The organism is Akkermansiaceae bacterium, assembly GCA_019634595.1.
Taxonomy (GTDB): Bacteria; Verrucomicrobiota; Verrucomicrobiia; order Verrucomicrobiales; family Akkermansiaceae; genus Luteolibacter.
Genome location: JAHCBC010000003.1, coordinates 421,189 through 434,974, shown reverse-complemented (window position 1 = coordinate 434,974; position 13,786 = coordinate 421,189). Strand labels below are relative to the sequence as shown.

Below are 13,786 nucleotides of genomic sequence, written 5' to 3'. Positions count from 1 at the left end.
CTTTCCTTTTCCTGCCTTTTCCAGAAAAACCCCAACCCATGGCCGAAGAATCGAATACCAAGTCCCGCGGCTGCTTCTCGCGTCTCTTCTCATCTTTCCTGTTCCTGATCGCCATAGGGCTGGCGGTGGCTTTGTATTTTGCGACGCAACCGCAGGACCTGTCGGATGTGAAGGGCTATGGTGGGATCTCCGGCACCCCTCCGCGGGATCTCGGCCAGGCGCTCCACAATGCGGTGGAGAGAGGCTATGACCTCCGTCTTTCCGAGGAGGATATGAACCGCTGGCTGGCGGGCACGCTGGCCATGAAACAAGGCGGCGTGCTGGGAGCCAGCGTGAAGCTGGAAGGGGTGGCCATCCGCCTGGAGCAGGATGTCGCTGAGGTGGTGATGGTGCGCTCCGCGTTCGGCCGGCCGTTCACCGTCTCCATGTTCCTGAGGATCGAGCAGACGGAATCTTCCGATGGCGTTTCGACCGCCCTCCACCGCGATGGTGGTGCGTATATGGACAGTTTTCCGAACCTGAAGAAAGGCGGGCGCTTCGGAAAGCTGGTGGTGCCCCAGGGACTGCTGCTGCTGGTGATGCCGTCGTTTTCCGAGTTGAAGGACCAGTTCAAGGATGAGATCTCCAATGGACTGGAGAAGATGGCACGGGTGAGGATCGAGGAAGGGAATCTCGTTCTGGATCCACGTGGAAGCCCCTCCCCCGAAACGATCAATCCATTCTGATGAAGTTTCCGCCACTCATCGTCTCCCTCGTCCTGCTGCCACTTGCCATGGCACAGGAGGCACCGCGCGCGACGCTGGTGGTGGAGGACAACGGGGCCGCGCCCGGTGAGGCGGTCAGCCGTTCCGGTCTCTTCCGGGTGACCGGTGGCGACGGTGGCACGCGCGGGACCATGGCCTTGCTGGCGGACCAGACGCGTGAGGAACTCCGTGCGCTGACCGAGGAGAAGGGGGAGGAACAGGTGGTGATGCCCATCCGCATCCTGCTGTCAGGGACCCCGGGGGAGCCAGCGCCGTCGCGGCCGGTGATGATGGAGTTGTTTTTCAACGACCAGGCGTTCGACCTGCGGGTGCGGGCGCACATGGGGCGCGGCGTCGAGCGGGAGCGGTTCGCTTCCGTGCTGACATCCGCCCTGATCTACGAGCGCACGCTGCGCAGCCGGAAGCCGGACGAGTCCGAGAAGGAGTTCAACGTGCCGCCATGGTTGGTGGAGGGCCTGCGGGAGGCCACCGCATGGAGGCTGAAGGAGGCGGACCGCCGCCACTATGAGGCGCTGTTCCGGCAGGGGGGGATCTACCAGATGGACCAGTTGTTCTCCGTCACCGGGCCTGCCAAGGAGGAGATGGACACCGCGATGAAGCTGGCGTTCCGTGTTTCCTCCGGCGCGCTGGTGATGGCGCTGCTGGAGCAGCCGATGGGCAAGGAGGGCTTCCGCGCCTTCCTCTCTGAGGTGGCGGGCTACCAGGGGGAGATGCCGGTCCTGCTCAGGAAGCATTTCCCGGAACTGAATCTTTCCGAAAACAGCCTCGAGAAGTGGTGGGCGCTCCAGATGGCGAACAAGGGTGCCGCCCCGCTGTCCGACAGCCTTTCCATCGCCGAGACGGAGACCGGTCTGGATGAGGCGCTGCGCTTCCACTTCCGCGGGGAGGGAGGAACCGTGGCGGAGAAGCCCCTGTCCTCATGGCAGGAACTGTCCGACCTGAAACCGCAGGAAAGGATCGATGCGGTCAAACCCGCCCAGGATGCCATCTGGCGTCTCAGCTACCGCAGCTTTCCCTCCTATCGGCCGTTGCTGGTGGAGTATCAGGCGGTGCTCACCTCCCTGGAACGGGGGGAGACGGCGAAGGTGCCGGAGCGTCTGGCGTCCCTGGAGCAGTCCCGGGAGCTGATGCGTGCAAAAGGAGAGCGGGCGGTGGATTTCCTCGACTGGTTCGAGATCACGCGCGCGCGCAATCCCAGCGGCGTGTTCGACGACTACCTGCGGTTGAAGGAGCGCCTGCAGGAGCGGAAGCACGTCCGGACGGATCCCATGTCGAAGTATCTCGACCGCATGGACGAGCTGTTCGACCACGGACAGGATGCAAAGCCGCAGTTGCCGGCGCGCGATGCGCAGGCACCGTTGATGCTGCCGGAGTGAAAGCGTGGGGCCGGGACCCTTTACTACGTGAAGACGCCGGTCTGAAGACCAGCGCTCCCAGCACCCGCGAGCCGCCTGGTCCCTGAGGTCGTCACCACCTGAAGATGAGCGGTGGAACGATGATCCGCACATTCCCTCCCTGCCGGTTCTCGCTCTCCGTCACCGCGGTGACGAGGCCGTTTTCGAACTCGACGGCGGTCTTGCTCTTTTCCTCCTGCGTGACGTGGGAAAGCTGGCGGAAAACCCCGCCGGTCACCGGATCAATGCGGGTCACGTAGTGTTTCACCTCCTCATAGTCGATGAATTCCCATGACCCCGCCTCGCCGGTGCTGGTCCGGCGCATGGAGGTTTTCGTCGGCTTGCCCAGAGAGAGGGCGACTTCGTCGATGGTCATGCCCACCGCCACCGCCTTCGCGGCGATGAGGTTCTGCACCTCGATCTGGCGGACGTAGAGTTTCTTCAGATTCTCCACGAACGCGGGGTCCTTCGACGCGAACGCCCACGGCCCGACCCAGCCGGAGATGCCGCCGCTGCGGCCCTGGCCCCGCACGCGGTACACCTTGTCCGTGATGGCCTCCAGCTTCACCCGTTGGTTCGCCCGCAGGTAGCCAAGCCGGTGGCTTCCCGTCTTGTCGGAAAAGACCGGCGCTTCCTTGATGACCTCCAGCTCGATGGGGTCCTTCAGCGTTTCCTCCAGATAGACCACATCCGGATCGGAGTTGAGGAGCGAGGTGCGGTCAGCACGTTTGATCTGGGCCCCCGCGGAAACCGCGAGACAGACGGAGACGAGCGCGATGAGCCACCGGTTCATTGGATCAATCTACCGGCATCCGCGGAAAACGGAAGCCTGTTTCTCCTGTGACGTCCGGTACACCGGATTCATTCAAAGGAAAATGACGCCGGGAGGCAGGGACCGCATTCCATGCGGTCCGGATGGGGAAAGCTGCCGCGATCCCACGATCCCGCCCTTGTCGACACAGCGTGATCCCATCCTGCGGGGCATGCCGCAACACATCCGGCATCACGGGATTTTTTCTGCCGTCCCCAGCCTGACCGCATGGAATGCGGTCCCTGCCATCCCCTCCAATCCTTAACGGCATTGGACTGAAGCCCGCGCTCCATCCTGCAAATTTCACGGATTGCGGCCCCGGGATTTCCGGGAGAACATCCCCGCGCAACCATGTCCTCCTCGTCGATCTCCTCCAAACTCTTCGCCACCGCCAAAACCCTGATCCCGGGAGGGGTGAACTCACCCGTCCGGGCATTCCGGAATGTGGGCGGGGAGCCGTTCTTCGTCCGCCGGGCGAAGGGCAGCCGCATCGAGGATGTGGATGGGAAAACCTACATCGACTACATCGGCTCCTGGGGGCCGAACATCCTCGGCCACGCGCCCACCGTCATCACCAACACCATCCATGAGGTGGCGAAGGACGGTGTCTCTTTCGGCATCCCGAATCCCTACGAGGTGGAGATGGCCCGCACCATCGTCGAGTGGGTGCCATCCGTGGAAAAGGTCCGTATGTGCAGCTCCGGCACGGAGGCCACCATGTCCGCCATCCGCCTCGCGCGCGGCTACACGAAACGCGACTACATCGTGAAGTTCGACGGCTGCTACCACGGCCACAGCGACTCGCTGCTGGTCGCCGCCGGTTCCGGCGCGCTCACCCACGGGGAGCCTGACTCCGCCGGTGTGCCCGCCGCCTTCGCGGAAAAAACCATCGTCCTGCCCTACAATGATGTGGAGGCGCTGGAGAATCTCTTCGCCGCGCAGGGGGAACTCATCGCCGCCATCATCGTGGAGTCGTATCCCGCGAACGCCGGCTTGGTTTTCCCGAAACCCGGTTACCTCGACCTGCTTTCCTCCATCACGAAAAAGTACGGCGCGCTGCTCATCTTCGACGAAGTCATGACCGGCTTCCGCCTCGGCAGGGCGGGGGTGCAGGGGCTGGAGAACCTCACGCCGGACCTGAGTTGCTTCGGCAAGGTCATTGGCGGTGGTCTTCCCGTCGGCGCGTTCGGCGGCCGGGCGGATGTGATGGACATGCTCGCCCCGATCGGCCCGGTTTACCAGGCGGGCACGCTTTCCGGAAACCCGCTGGCGATGGCCGCCGGTCTCGCCCAGTTGAAGGAACTTGCCAAGCCCTCCGGCTTCGCCCGGCTCGACCAGCTCGGCGCCCACTTCGAGCAAGGCCTGCGCGGCGTGATGGAGGAAAAAGGCATCCCCTACCGCCTGAACCGCGTCGGTTCCATGTTCTGCCTGTTCTTCACCGACCGGGAGATCGTCAATGTGAACGACGTGATGAAGCAGGACCTCGAGCTGTTCCGGAAGTTCTTCTGGGGCTGCCTGGAGGAGGGCATCTACATCGCCCCATCGCCCTATGAGACCGGCTTCCTTTCGCTGGCCCACACCGAGGCGGATCTGGATGACACCCTATCGGTGTTTGCCAAGGTGCTCTCCAACATCTAGGAACGGGGCGTGCCGCCTCCACAGAAAGTCTTCAAGAACATCAACCACCGCGATACCATGTATCGCTGGATCATGCGCAATCAGACGGGAACCAATGAGCTGGTGATCGAATTGGTGGCCGGTGTGAACGGGCAGCTCTTCATCGCGCAACTGCCGAAGGTGGTCAGCCACAACATGGTCACGCTGGGCATCGACTTCGGCCGTGCCAACGGCTGGAAGCCGGAGGAAGCGGGCGAGCCATTCCGTTGCAAGTGGCTGCGTGGCACCTTCCACGTGAAGGCTCCGGACGCCTGAATCAGCGGTTGTCCGGGGCAGGGACCGCATTCCATGCGGTCCGGCAGGGGACGGCCCCCGATACCTTCCGGCTTCCAATATCCCACCGATTATCCATCTGGAAACGGGTGAATCATTCGCAGGGATGGCATCTTGGGATGATGGGGAATCTTCCCCGCCGGACCGCATGGAATGCGGTTCCTGCCACATGATTCAGCGGTTCCGCAGCCGCTCCAGTTCCGTCGCCTGGGCGAGGTTCATCATTTCCAGTTCCTCGATGCGTCCGCGCATCCGGGAGAGGCGGACGGCATGGATGGCGAACCCGATCATGAAAAGCAGGGCGCTGCCGGACCTGACGTAGCTGGTGGTATGATATACCATCATCAACATTTCGTGGCCCCAGAGTCCCTGCCAGATATAGATGGTGAGGTGGAAGGCCATCGAGAGGGTGTAGCTCACGGTTCCAGCGAGCATGCACCACCACGCGCCTGTCCGCTCTGTCTTCCGGAGGGCCATCACTCCGATCCATTGCAAGGTCAGGAGAGGGATCGTGGCCATGAGAAATTTTCCAATCTCGAGATGCATGGATACCATCTTCATGAATCCCGTGGATTCTTCAATTGAATTGCCCGTAGCGGCGTTGGTGTCTGAGGTCCTCGTAGTTCGAAATGGCCAGTGGGTATTTCCGCAAAAAGTCTGCTCCAGGCGTCGGGCGAAACTTGACGGAAGACCGGGGCGGGACGCCCCGGCAACGGCCTGGGGCAAGATGCCCCAGCCACAGGACTCAGCGGTTCCGCAGCCGCTCCAGTTCCGTCGCCTGGGCGAGGTTCATCATTTCCAGTTCCTCGATGCGTCCGCGCATGCGGGAAAGGCGGATGGCATGGATGGCGAACCCGATCATGAAAAGCAAATAGCCCAGGGTGGACACCCGGCTTGTGACCATCAGCGTGGTGGGGTAGTGGGTCATCGGTCCATTCATCGCCCGATAGATCACCTCCACGGCGATCCAGAGAACGGGTTGCAGGGTGATCAGGATCGCTCCCGCCAGCATGCACCACCAGTGGCCGGGACGCCCTTTTTTGGAAAGGTGGACCACACCGATCCACAGGGCGATGAGCACGGGGAGGGAGCCAAGGAGGAACAATATGCCGGAGAAGGACGAGATCATGCCCTATCCTCGCCGTCGCCGCCGTGGGGAGTCAATCTTCCCGGAGTCAATCGTAGCGGCCGTAGCGGCGCTGGTGGGTGCGGTCCTCGTAGTTCTGCCTGGCCCGGTCGTAGTGGGTGTCCCGGATGACGTCACCGGCGGATGGTCCCCGCAGCGGGGCATTCCCCGAGCCGCGGCGATGACCGTCCCCTCCGTCGAAATGGCCCGGATCCCCGGCGCAGGATGAGAGGACGATGGCGGAGAGGGACATGAGGAGGTATTTCATGGGCGGTGGGACGGTCGGAGTATCGCAGCTATTCAGGATGGTTCAATCTTCCGTGACAGCTCCGCCGTTCCGGCTGGGAGGGAAGCACTGGGACCGCGGGATTCATCCCGCCCCGGAGAATCCGCTTCCAGGCAGCGACCGGTTCTGCGCTGCCAGCAAATCGGGGCGGGATTCATCCCGCGGTCCCAGTCTCCATGCGGATGCCGGAGAAAGGGAGGAGGCGTTTCCCAACCGTCGTGGCGAAGCCGCGCCCCTACCCCGTGAGGTCGAAGTTGAAATTCCCGCCGCCTCATACGAATCTTGTTCCATGACCGATGAAGAAGCACCTCCCGGAAGAGTTTCCGCATGGCTCTGGCCCATCGCCGGTGCGCTGGTCTGCCTCGGCCTGGGCACCGCCGTCGGCCTCACCATGGAGAAGGGCGGCGGGGAATGGTACCAGGACCTGATGAAACCTCCGGGAAATCCACCGCCGTGGGTGTTCGGTCCGGTGTGGGGTGTCCTCTACGTCCTGATGGGCGTCGCCGCAGGTCGTCTCATCCACCTCCGCGCGATGGGGACGGTGACGTTGTTCGTCATCCAGTTCGTCCTGAACCTCGCGTGGACTCCGGTCTTTTTCGGCGCGCATGCCATCGGCTAGGCGCTGGCCGTCATCTTCTGCATCTGGGGTTTCCTGGCGCTCACCATCCGCAGCGCGGAAAAGGTGGATCACCTTTCCGCGATCCTGCTCCTGCCGTATCTGCTGTGGATCATGTATGCCACCTACCTGAACGCGGCCATCGGCTGGCTCAACCGGGCGTGAGGCTTGCCGGTGGCGCGGTCCCCCGCTACACCTCCGGCATGATCGGTTTGAAAACCATCGTCCTCCTCACGATTTCGAATATTTTCATGACCTTCGCCTGGTACGCCCACCTGCGCGACCTGAAGGACAAGCCGTGGTGGATCGCGGCGTTCCTTTCCTGGGGCGTCGCCCTTTTCGAGTACCTGTTCCAGGTGCCCGCGAACCGGATCGGCCACCAGGCGTTCAGCGTCGCCCAGTTGAAGATCATGCAGGAGGTGATCACCCTGACGGTGTTCGTTCCCTTCGCGATTTTCTTCATGAAGGAAAAGATCACGTGGAACTACCTGGGCGCGGCGGCCTGCATGGCGGGCGCGGTGTTCTTCATCTTCAGGAAATGAGGCGGACATCATGCTGATCGCGTTCAACAAGCCGTATGGCGTGCTCTGCCAGTTCACGCCGGACCAGCCGGGCCAGCGCACGCTGGCGGACTTCGGGTTTCCGAAAGGGGTGTATCCCATCGGGCGGCTGGATCTGGATTCCGAGGGGCTGCTGCTGCTGGGGGATGAACCGGGCTTCAACCACCGCTTCCTCGATCCTTCGGCGGCGCACCCGCGCACCTACCAGGTGCAGGTGGAGGGCATGCCCGGCGATGATGCCGTGAAACGGCTGGCGGCCGGGGGCATCGTTATCCAGGGCCACCGGACCCGGCCCTGCCGCGCGCGGCTCCTGGAGGCGGAGCCGGACTTTCCTCCGCGGGATCCTCCCGTCAGGTTCAGAAAGGCCATCCCCACTTCCTGGATGGAACTCACCCTCACCGAGGGCAAGAACCGCCAGGTCCGGCGGATGACGGCGGCGGTGGGATTCCCCACCCTGCGGCTGGTGCGTGTGGCGATCGGCAAGCTGCCGCTGGGCGATACCGCACCGGGAGTGTGGCGCGTGCTGGATGCCACGGAGGCGGCGCTGGCCCAAGGCCGCGGCTGAGTCCTCACCACTCGCTGTTCGGCGGGAGCGAGTGACTCCGCGTTTCGCTGAAGGAGCATTCCAGATACACCTGCCCGATCTGGGGGAGGGTGTCCTCGCCGGAGGTGCCTCCGAAAGTATAGGTGCCGCCGCCTTTGCAAACGGGGGTCATTTCGATGAATCCACCCGGTGCGAATATCTTGTCTTTCAAGCCGGTCACGGAGTCCCCGGGAGTATATCCGTAGAGGTTGCCGAAACTGCGGATCGCCTTCTGTGCCACCTGGATGTTCATCACGCACATGCCGCGGTCCGCGCCGCGCTTCCACGCCTGGGCCGCCACGAACATGATGGAGACGAGCCCCATCAGGACGAAGATCACCACCGTCAGCTCAAGCAATGTCATCCCCCGTGCGCGGGTGCGCTGCGGAGTGGATGATATGGACCGGGCTATCATGGCTCAACAAGGGGAATGAGATATGCCGACGGAATGTCCGCACTGGGTTTATGTGCTCATGAATATCAGAAAATCCAAACCACACCATTACGCGAACGAGTAAATCAGCCCGTATTTTTGCGTGGAAGCTATCCGCCGGTCTTGTTGCGGAATTTGTCGAGCAGGCTTTTGATCTCCTCCAGTGAAGCCGGAGTGGTGAAGTCCCGGATGCGGCGCAGGACGGTATCGTTCAGTATTTTCCTCCCGCCCGTCGATTCTCCGAAAAGATCGGCCCCGATGAGGATCCGGGGGCCTTGGGGGGTGGCCACCACAAGATAGAGGGGGAACGTGATGGTCGTTCCTGATTCCGACCTGACTCCGACAACGGTCCAGGTGGTGCCGCGCTCGCAGTGGATGATGGAGAATCTGTTCTCGTCACGCAGGGCGGTGCTGAACTCGAACCCGAGATTGCGGAGCGTCCGTTCGGTCTCCCCCTGCCGGTTGACGATGACGAGGCCGCGCAGTGCGGAGGGGAGATCCGCGGAGTGGGTGGCGGCGAGCCAGCCTTCCACCAGTTTCCTGGCTTCTTCCTCCGCAGGTGCGTTCCCTTCGGCGATGGGGTCGATCCGCGTGCAGCCCTCCACGAGCTTGGCCTGCCAGCCGCCGCGCCATGTCCTTTCACGATCCGCAACCCAGTCCCTCACGGCGGACTGCTCCTTGTTGGGGGAGTTGGTCAGCTTCAGGCCCGGAAGCAGCAGCCAGCCGTCCGCGGTTTTCTCCAGATAGAAGGATTTGAGATCGAGCGTGCCCGGCTCCCGCGGGGAGAAAAACTGGAACGTGACGACACCCGCCCCGCCGCTTTCATGATAGCCCAGGAACTGGGGCATCCGTGTGGCCTGCGGATTGTGGAGCTGCCACCACAGCCTGGCCCCCAGGGCGCATCCACGGCTGGCGGTCCCGGGGTCGCCCTCCAGATCCATCAGGGCGATGAGCGGGTCCAATGATCCCGCCGCCAGGGCTTCCCCAAGTGAAGCGGCGGCCTCCCGGATGGAGGGAGCGGGACTGGCGGGGATCTGTTTGCGGATTTCCCCGGGAAAGGCGTCGAGCAGGGATTTGACGAAGTCATCCTCGGAGTCGTCCGGTTCTTCGCCCGGAGGGAGGAGGAACGAAGGGGGCAGGTCGATCTTCCACAGTCCTTCCTCATCCCGGCTCAGTTCGATGTGGAGGATCTCCACTTTGGTGGACGTCTGCTTCACCCCGGTCCCGGCGGGGTCGATGCAGGCGAACGAAAACAGGGAGCCGTCCGTCTCACCCCCGTCCTCCACCCGCACCCTCACCACCTCCGGGGCGATGAGCAGCCGCCAGGGCCAGCCGACTTTTTTCCCGGCTCCCACCGCAGCGTCCGCGGAGCGCAGACGGTCCGCCCAGTCGTCGGGAGGCGTGTCCTGCAGCCCGCCCAGAAATCCCAGCATGGCAGGCAGATCCCGCCGCCTGCATGCGGCGAGGAACTGGTTCGCAGCTTTTTCAGGGGATTCGTCACGCAGGACCTCCACATCCATGGCCGTGCGGATGTTCCGCCGCATGTGTTCGCGGGATTGTTCCCGGAGGGTGGTCAGTTCCTCCGCCTGCCCGCGCATCATCCAGTTCTCCAGTTGCCCGAGGCGTTGCCTGGCGCCGGCCACCAACCCCGTGCCGGTGTTCTCGAACGACGATGGCACCGGCGCCGGCAGCCATGTGTCCTTCATCCTGACCAGACCGATGGAAACCACCCGGATCTTCGACGGGTCGAAGCCGCCGGTGTTCCTCACGATCACCGCGGCCAGGTTGTCGTCCACCTTCACCTCCGCGGCTTCCAGGCTGCCTTTGCCAAGATCATCCGCCAGGCGGGACAACCGGCGTGAAATCTGTTCACGCTTCTCGGAAGAGGTGTGGGGGGACAGCGCGGTGTCCGTCCCCAGGTCCACCGTGCGCTGGCGCACTTTCTCCAGATAACCCAGCACCGCCGCCGCAGGATCAACCGCCGCGGCGAACGACACACCGGACAGCCCGAGCATCAGGAGCAGGATCTTCACCGGCGGAACTAATAACCCATTCACAGCCGGACGGAAACCAGATTTCCGTGGCGCGCTCATTGCTCCGCCCGCAGCACCTCCGGCAGGCTGCCGTGGACACCCGCCAGCCTTGGCTGCGCTTCCCAGGCCGCCCGGTCCCCGGCGACGCGCTTCGCCAGCCGTTTCATTGTTTCTCCCGGATTCCTCGATTCCGGCATCAACTGCCGCAGTTTTTCGCCCTCCGCCTTCGGATGGAACACCCATGAAAATGAAACGCGGGAGTCCACGGAATCTTTGCGCGCGTTCCACGTGCGGGTCTCCCCGAACCTCAGGTCCCCCAGCCAGATGCCCTGCTTGTGCGGGCGGCAGATCCACCAGCCGTCGGAGAACCACGCCACCGTCTTCGCCTCCCGCATCGCGGAGTAGGGGAAATAGGCGTCCGTCCCCTTCGGGTACACGGTCCAGCGCACGGGAGTGTCATGGAACTCGAAGATGCTCCGGTAGCCGACCCACAGTTCATCCCCGCGGTCCACCACCGACCGCCAGAACAGGATGTTGAAGGTGGTGGGGGCCTCCATCCGCCGGGTGAAGGTCACGCCGCGTTTCCGCAGGTCCGCATCGAATCCCGCGGATGCCGCCCACTTCGCCAGCAGGCTCACCGCCACATACCCGCTGCTCAGGCCCAGCCCCCACCAGCACAGCCTCCGCCGCTTCGCGAGCTGTTTCTTCGTCCGCAGGAATGCCAGCCATACCAGCGTGACCAGCAGGGGGACGGTGTAGAAAGGATCGATGATGAACAGGTTGTTGAAGGCGATCCGCTTTTCCGTGAACGGCCACAGCACGGAGGTGCCATAGACCGTGAAGCAGTCGAGCAGCACATGGGTGCTCCAGACGGCGAATACAAAGAGTCCTGCCTGACCACGGCTGATCTTCTGTTTTTTCCACAGCTTGGCCAGCCAGTGGCCGAGCGCAGCCGAGGCGATGACCATCACCAGCAGGGAGTGGCTGGGGCCGCGGTGCCAGATCAGGTTGTTCGTGGTGTCCAGGAAGAAGGAGACCAGGACATCCAGGTCCGGCAGCGTCCCGAAGAACAGACCCCACAGCAGCGCCCGGTTGCCCAGCTTTTTCCCGAGCATCGCTTCCCCCACCGCCGCTCCCAGCGCCGCCTGCGTGATCGAATCCATGCGCGACAACCGGACCGGGTGAGGGCAGGGCCAGTCAATCGTATTGTTCCCGGACGGGCGATTTCCTGCGCCTATGGCCGGGCCAGGCTGTCGAACACGGACAGGGGCTCCGCCAGATGGCCCAGGGCTTCGCCGAAGTCTTCTTTCAACGCGGCGATCTCCACCGCGGCTTCTTCGGCTTCGCTTTGGGCGGCAGGAGGAATGGCGGGCGTCTCCGGCGCTGGCCGGGTGAACCACCAGGCCGCCGCCAGGAGGATGGCCGCTGCGGCGGACAGCGGGGCGACGGGGAGCCGCGGGCGCGCGGGACGGTCAGATGGAAGCCGCAGCACCCTTTGCCTGAGATCTTCTCCGGCGGAAGGGAGCGGGGCGGAAAGCATGCCGTCGCTTTCCCGGCAGGTCCGGGCGAACGCGGTGCACTCCCGGCAGGATGCGACGTGGTCGCGCAGCGCCTGTGGAAAGGGGAGGCCGTCATCCGTGAGCGCGCTGATCTTTTCCTGATGGATGTCGCAGGGGTTGTCTTTCATGGCGTGGGGAATGGTTCGGGTTGGTTCCAGAGCAGCGCGAGCTGCTGGCGGGCGCGGAAAAGGAGGACGCGGACGTTTTCGGGCGACTGGCTCATCATCGCGGAGATTTCGGAAATCGAGTGGCCGCCCTGGACTTTCAGCCACAGGGCGGTGGCCTGGTTTTCGGAAAGGAGCGCATGGACCTTGTTCCAGGCGGTGACCGCTTCGTCATGCTCCTCGGAAGCGCGGGCGGGGGAGCGATCCTCCATCCCCCCGTGGTGGTCCGGATCGAACGGCTCCATCGGCCGGGTCCTGCGCCAGAGATCGATGGAGCGGCGGCGGGCGATGGTGTAGAGCCAGCCGGTGAAGGATTGGCCGGGGGTGTGGTTGTTGATCTTCCGGCAAACTTCCAGAAAAACCTCCTGGCAGAGATCGTCGGCGTCGCCGGAATTTCCGCAGCGGGAGATCAGGAAGCGGCGGACGGGATCGAGGTGCCGCGCCACGATGGCTTCGTAGGCGCGGACGTCACCCTGCCGCCACCTTGCGGCCAGGGTTTCGTCGCTTTCGGGAGTGATCTCCGCGGAATCCATGAAGGGTGGCGTCACTTTCCGCGGGCGGCTTTCAGGAACTGGTGGATGCCCAGCAGTCCCCTTTCAATCGTCGTTTCGGTGATGTTGAACTGGAGGCGGATCTTCTCGTCGGTCTGGGTGATGGTCAGATCCTTGGCGAGATCCTCGATGGAGATCTCCTCGCCGGATACCAGGGTGGCGGCGGCGGACAGCTTGCGGGCCTTTGCCGCCGCCTTCGCCGCCATTTCCGGAGTGACGGAGGCGGTGAGGACTTCCGCGGAGATCCGGCCGCCGTCCGCGTTGAGGGAGAAGTCGATGCGGTCGAGCAGCCGCAGCAGATCGGACTTCGGCAGCTCGTCCTTGATGGACGAAATGGGGACGCCGCCGGACACCCATGCCGATGCGGGCGTTTCCGCCGCCGGAAGCACGGCGGTGTTCCGGTTGTCAGCCGGGTGGACGGCGCGGATCACATTGTCCCCGGAAGCCCAGACCGCGTAGGTCGCCGAGTTTTTGGAAAAAAACAGGGTGCCGTCCTCATGGCGGAAGCCGCCGTATTTCGCGGCATCCGCCACGAGCTGCCTGGCACCGGCCACCTCCCGGAGTTCCGCGACCCAGTCACCACCGGGTGTGGCCGGATTCCGGAAGCCGGTGGCGTGGAACGTGGCGCCGTCCTCCAGCACGACGGCGTGGGCGACCGGGGCGAGCAGGAGCCGGGTCATCTCGGCGAGGCGGGCATTCCCCCCGCCATCCGCCCGGACGTGGATCTCCCAGGTTTTTTCCGGCGGGGCCGGAGCCTCCTGCGCGGAGAGGGACAGCGGGTGAAGGATGGCGGCGGCCAGTGGAAGGAGTGCGGTGAGTTTCATGGTGTTACTGACTCATCGGAGGGCGTGCTGGAAATGTTACAGCGCGGGGTGTTGATGGGATGGCCAACTTGCTGTTTCGATTCATGGTCTTGAACCACGGATGGACGCGGATGGACACGGATTTCGGATAGT

Annotated in this window: 18 protein-coding genes; 8 read left to right on the top strand and 10 right to left on the bottom strand. The window is 63.7% G+C overall.

Annotated features, from left to right (window positions below; genetic code table 11):
• The first annotated feature begins 38 nt into the window (after positions 1-38).
• Together KF712_12605 and KF712_12600 are read left to right on the top strand one after the other, a co-directional pair.
• Positions 39-725: a hypothetical protein gene (locus KF712_12605; protein ID MBX3741829.1), complete on the top strand. Its 687-nt coding sequence runs from the start codon at positions 39-41 to the stop codon at positions 723-725.
• Entirely contained in the window at positions 725-2,140 is a 1,416-nt protein-coding gene (locus KF712_12600; GenBank protein MBX3741828.1) for a hypothetical protein, read from the top strand. The genes KF712_12605 and KF712_12600 overlap by 1 nt, the downstream gene beginning before the upstream one ends.
• Before the next feature lie 91 nt (positions 2,141-2,231).
• Here the strand turns inward: KF712_12600 and KF712_12595 are convergent, their stop codons facing one another.
• Positions 2,232-2,951 (bottom strand): hypothetical protein, encoded by a 720-nt coding sequence (locus KF712_12595; GenBank protein ID MBX3741827.1) that lies wholly within the window; start codon positions 2,949-2,951, stop codon positions 2,232-2,234.
• 369 nt (positions 2,952-3,320) lie between these two features.
• Here KF712_12595 and hemL point away from each other — a divergent pair, with 369 nt between their 5' ends.
• Together hemL and KF712_12585 are read left to right on the top strand one after the other, a co-directional pair.
• The gene (gene hemL / locus KF712_12590; GenBank protein MBX3741826.1) at positions 3,321-4,607 is read left to right on the top strand and encodes a glutamate-1-semialdehyde 2,1-aminomutase; all 1,287 of its coding nucleotides are present in this window, start codon (positions 3,321-3,323) and stop codon (positions 4,605-4,607) included.
• A 9-nt stretch (positions 4,608-4,616) separates the two neighbouring features.
• Entirely contained in the window at positions 4,617-4,901 is a 285-nt protein-coding gene (locus tag KF712_12585) for a hypothetical protein (protein ID MBX3741825.1), read from the top strand.
• Between the two features lie 192 nt (positions 4,902-5,093).
• Here the strand turns inward: KF712_12585 and KF712_12580 are convergent, their stop codons facing one another.
• From KF712_12580 to KF712_12570, 3 genes are all read right to left on the bottom strand, one after another.
• Positions 5,094-5,438 (bottom strand): hypothetical protein, encoded by a 345-nt coding sequence (locus KF712_12580; GenBank protein MBX3741824.1) that lies wholly within the window; start codon positions 5,436-5,438, stop codon positions 5,094-5,096.
• A gap of 226 nt (positions 5,439-5,664) precedes the next feature.
• Positions 5,665-6,048 carry a hypothetical protein gene (locus tag KF712_12575; protein MBX3741823.1) on the bottom strand — a complete coding sequence of 128 codons (384 nt, stop codon included), beginning with the start codon at positions 6,046-6,048 and terminating at the stop codon, positions 5,665-5,667.
• Positions 6,049-6,094: 46 nt separating this feature from the next.
• On the bottom strand, positions 6,095-6,313 hold the full coding sequence (locus KF712_12570) for a hypothetical protein (GenBank protein ID MBX3741822.1): 219 nt from the start codon (positions 6,311-6,313) through the stop codon (positions 6,095-6,097).
• A 307-nt stretch (positions 6,314-6,620) separates the two neighbouring features.
• Between KF712_12570 and KF712_12565 the strand changes: the two genes are divergently transcribed.
• Genes KF712_12565 through KF712_12550 form a run of 4 tightly spaced genes read left to right on the top strand, consistent with a single transcriptional unit; the run spans position 6,621 to position 8,072 of the window.
• On the top strand, positions 6,621-6,950 hold the full coding sequence (locus tag KF712_12565) for a tryptophan-rich sensory protein (protein ID MBX3741821.1): 330 nt from the start codon (positions 6,621-6,623) through the stop codon (positions 6,948-6,950).
• Positions 6,951-6,953: 3 nt separating this feature from the next.
• Entirely contained in the window at positions 6,954-7,112 is a 159-nt protein-coding gene (locus KF712_12560) for a tryptophan-rich sensory protein (protein MBX3741820.1), read from the top strand.
• A gap of 38 nt (positions 7,113-7,150) precedes the next feature.
• Positions 7,151-7,489: a DMT family protein gene (locus tag KF712_12555; GenBank protein ID MBX3741819.1), complete on the top strand. Its 339-nt coding sequence runs from the start codon at positions 7,151-7,153 to the stop codon at positions 7,487-7,489.
• Between the two features lie 10 nt (positions 7,490-7,499).
• Complete coding sequence (locus tag KF712_12550; GenBank protein ID MBX3741818.1) at positions 7,500-8,072, top strand: pseudouridine synthase; 573 nt, start codon at positions 7,500-7,502, stop codon at positions 8,070-8,072.
• Positions 8,073-8,076: 4 nt separating this feature from the next.
• On the opposite strand, the gene KF712_12545 is transcribed toward KF712_12550, so the two are convergent.
• The 6 genes from KF712_12545 to KF712_12520 form a co-directional block, all read right to left on the bottom strand.
• Positions 8,077-8,454 carry a hypothetical protein gene (locus tag KF712_12545; GenBank protein ID MBX3741817.1) on the bottom strand — a complete coding sequence of 126 codons (378 nt, stop codon included), beginning with the start codon at positions 8,452-8,454 and terminating at the stop codon, positions 8,077-8,079.
• Positions 8,455-8,633: 179 nt separating this feature from the next.
• Entirely contained in the window at positions 8,634-10,556 is a 1,923-nt protein-coding gene (locus KF712_12540) for a hypothetical protein (protein ID MBX3741816.1), read from the bottom strand.
• Between the two features lie 56 nt (positions 10,557-10,612).
• Positions 10,613-11,719, bottom strand: a complete 1,107-nt coding sequence (locus tag KF712_12535) for a metal-dependent hydrolase (protein ID MBX3741815.1) — start codon at positions 11,717-11,719, stop codon at positions 10,613-10,615.
• A gap of 71 nt (positions 11,720-11,790) precedes the next feature.
• Positions 11,791-12,243 carry a hypothetical protein gene (locus tag KF712_12530; protein ID MBX3741814.1) on the bottom strand — a complete coding sequence of 151 codons (453 nt, stop codon included), beginning with the start codon at positions 12,241-12,243 and terminating at the stop codon, positions 11,791-11,793.
• A complete protein-coding gene (locus KF712_12525; GenBank protein ID MBX3741813.1) occupies positions 12,240-12,827 on the bottom strand; it encodes a sigma-70 family RNA polymerase sigma factor in 588 nt (195 codons plus the stop codon). The genes KF712_12530 and KF712_12525 overlap by 4 nt, the downstream gene beginning before the upstream one ends.
• Positions 12,824-13,654 (bottom strand): hypothetical protein, encoded by an 831-nt coding sequence (locus KF712_12520; GenBank protein ID MBX3741812.1) that lies wholly within the window; start codon positions 13,652-13,654, stop codon positions 12,824-12,826. The genes KF712_12525 and KF712_12520 overlap by 4 nt, the downstream gene beginning before the upstream one ends.
• Positions 13,655-13,786 lie beyond the last annotated feature (132 nt).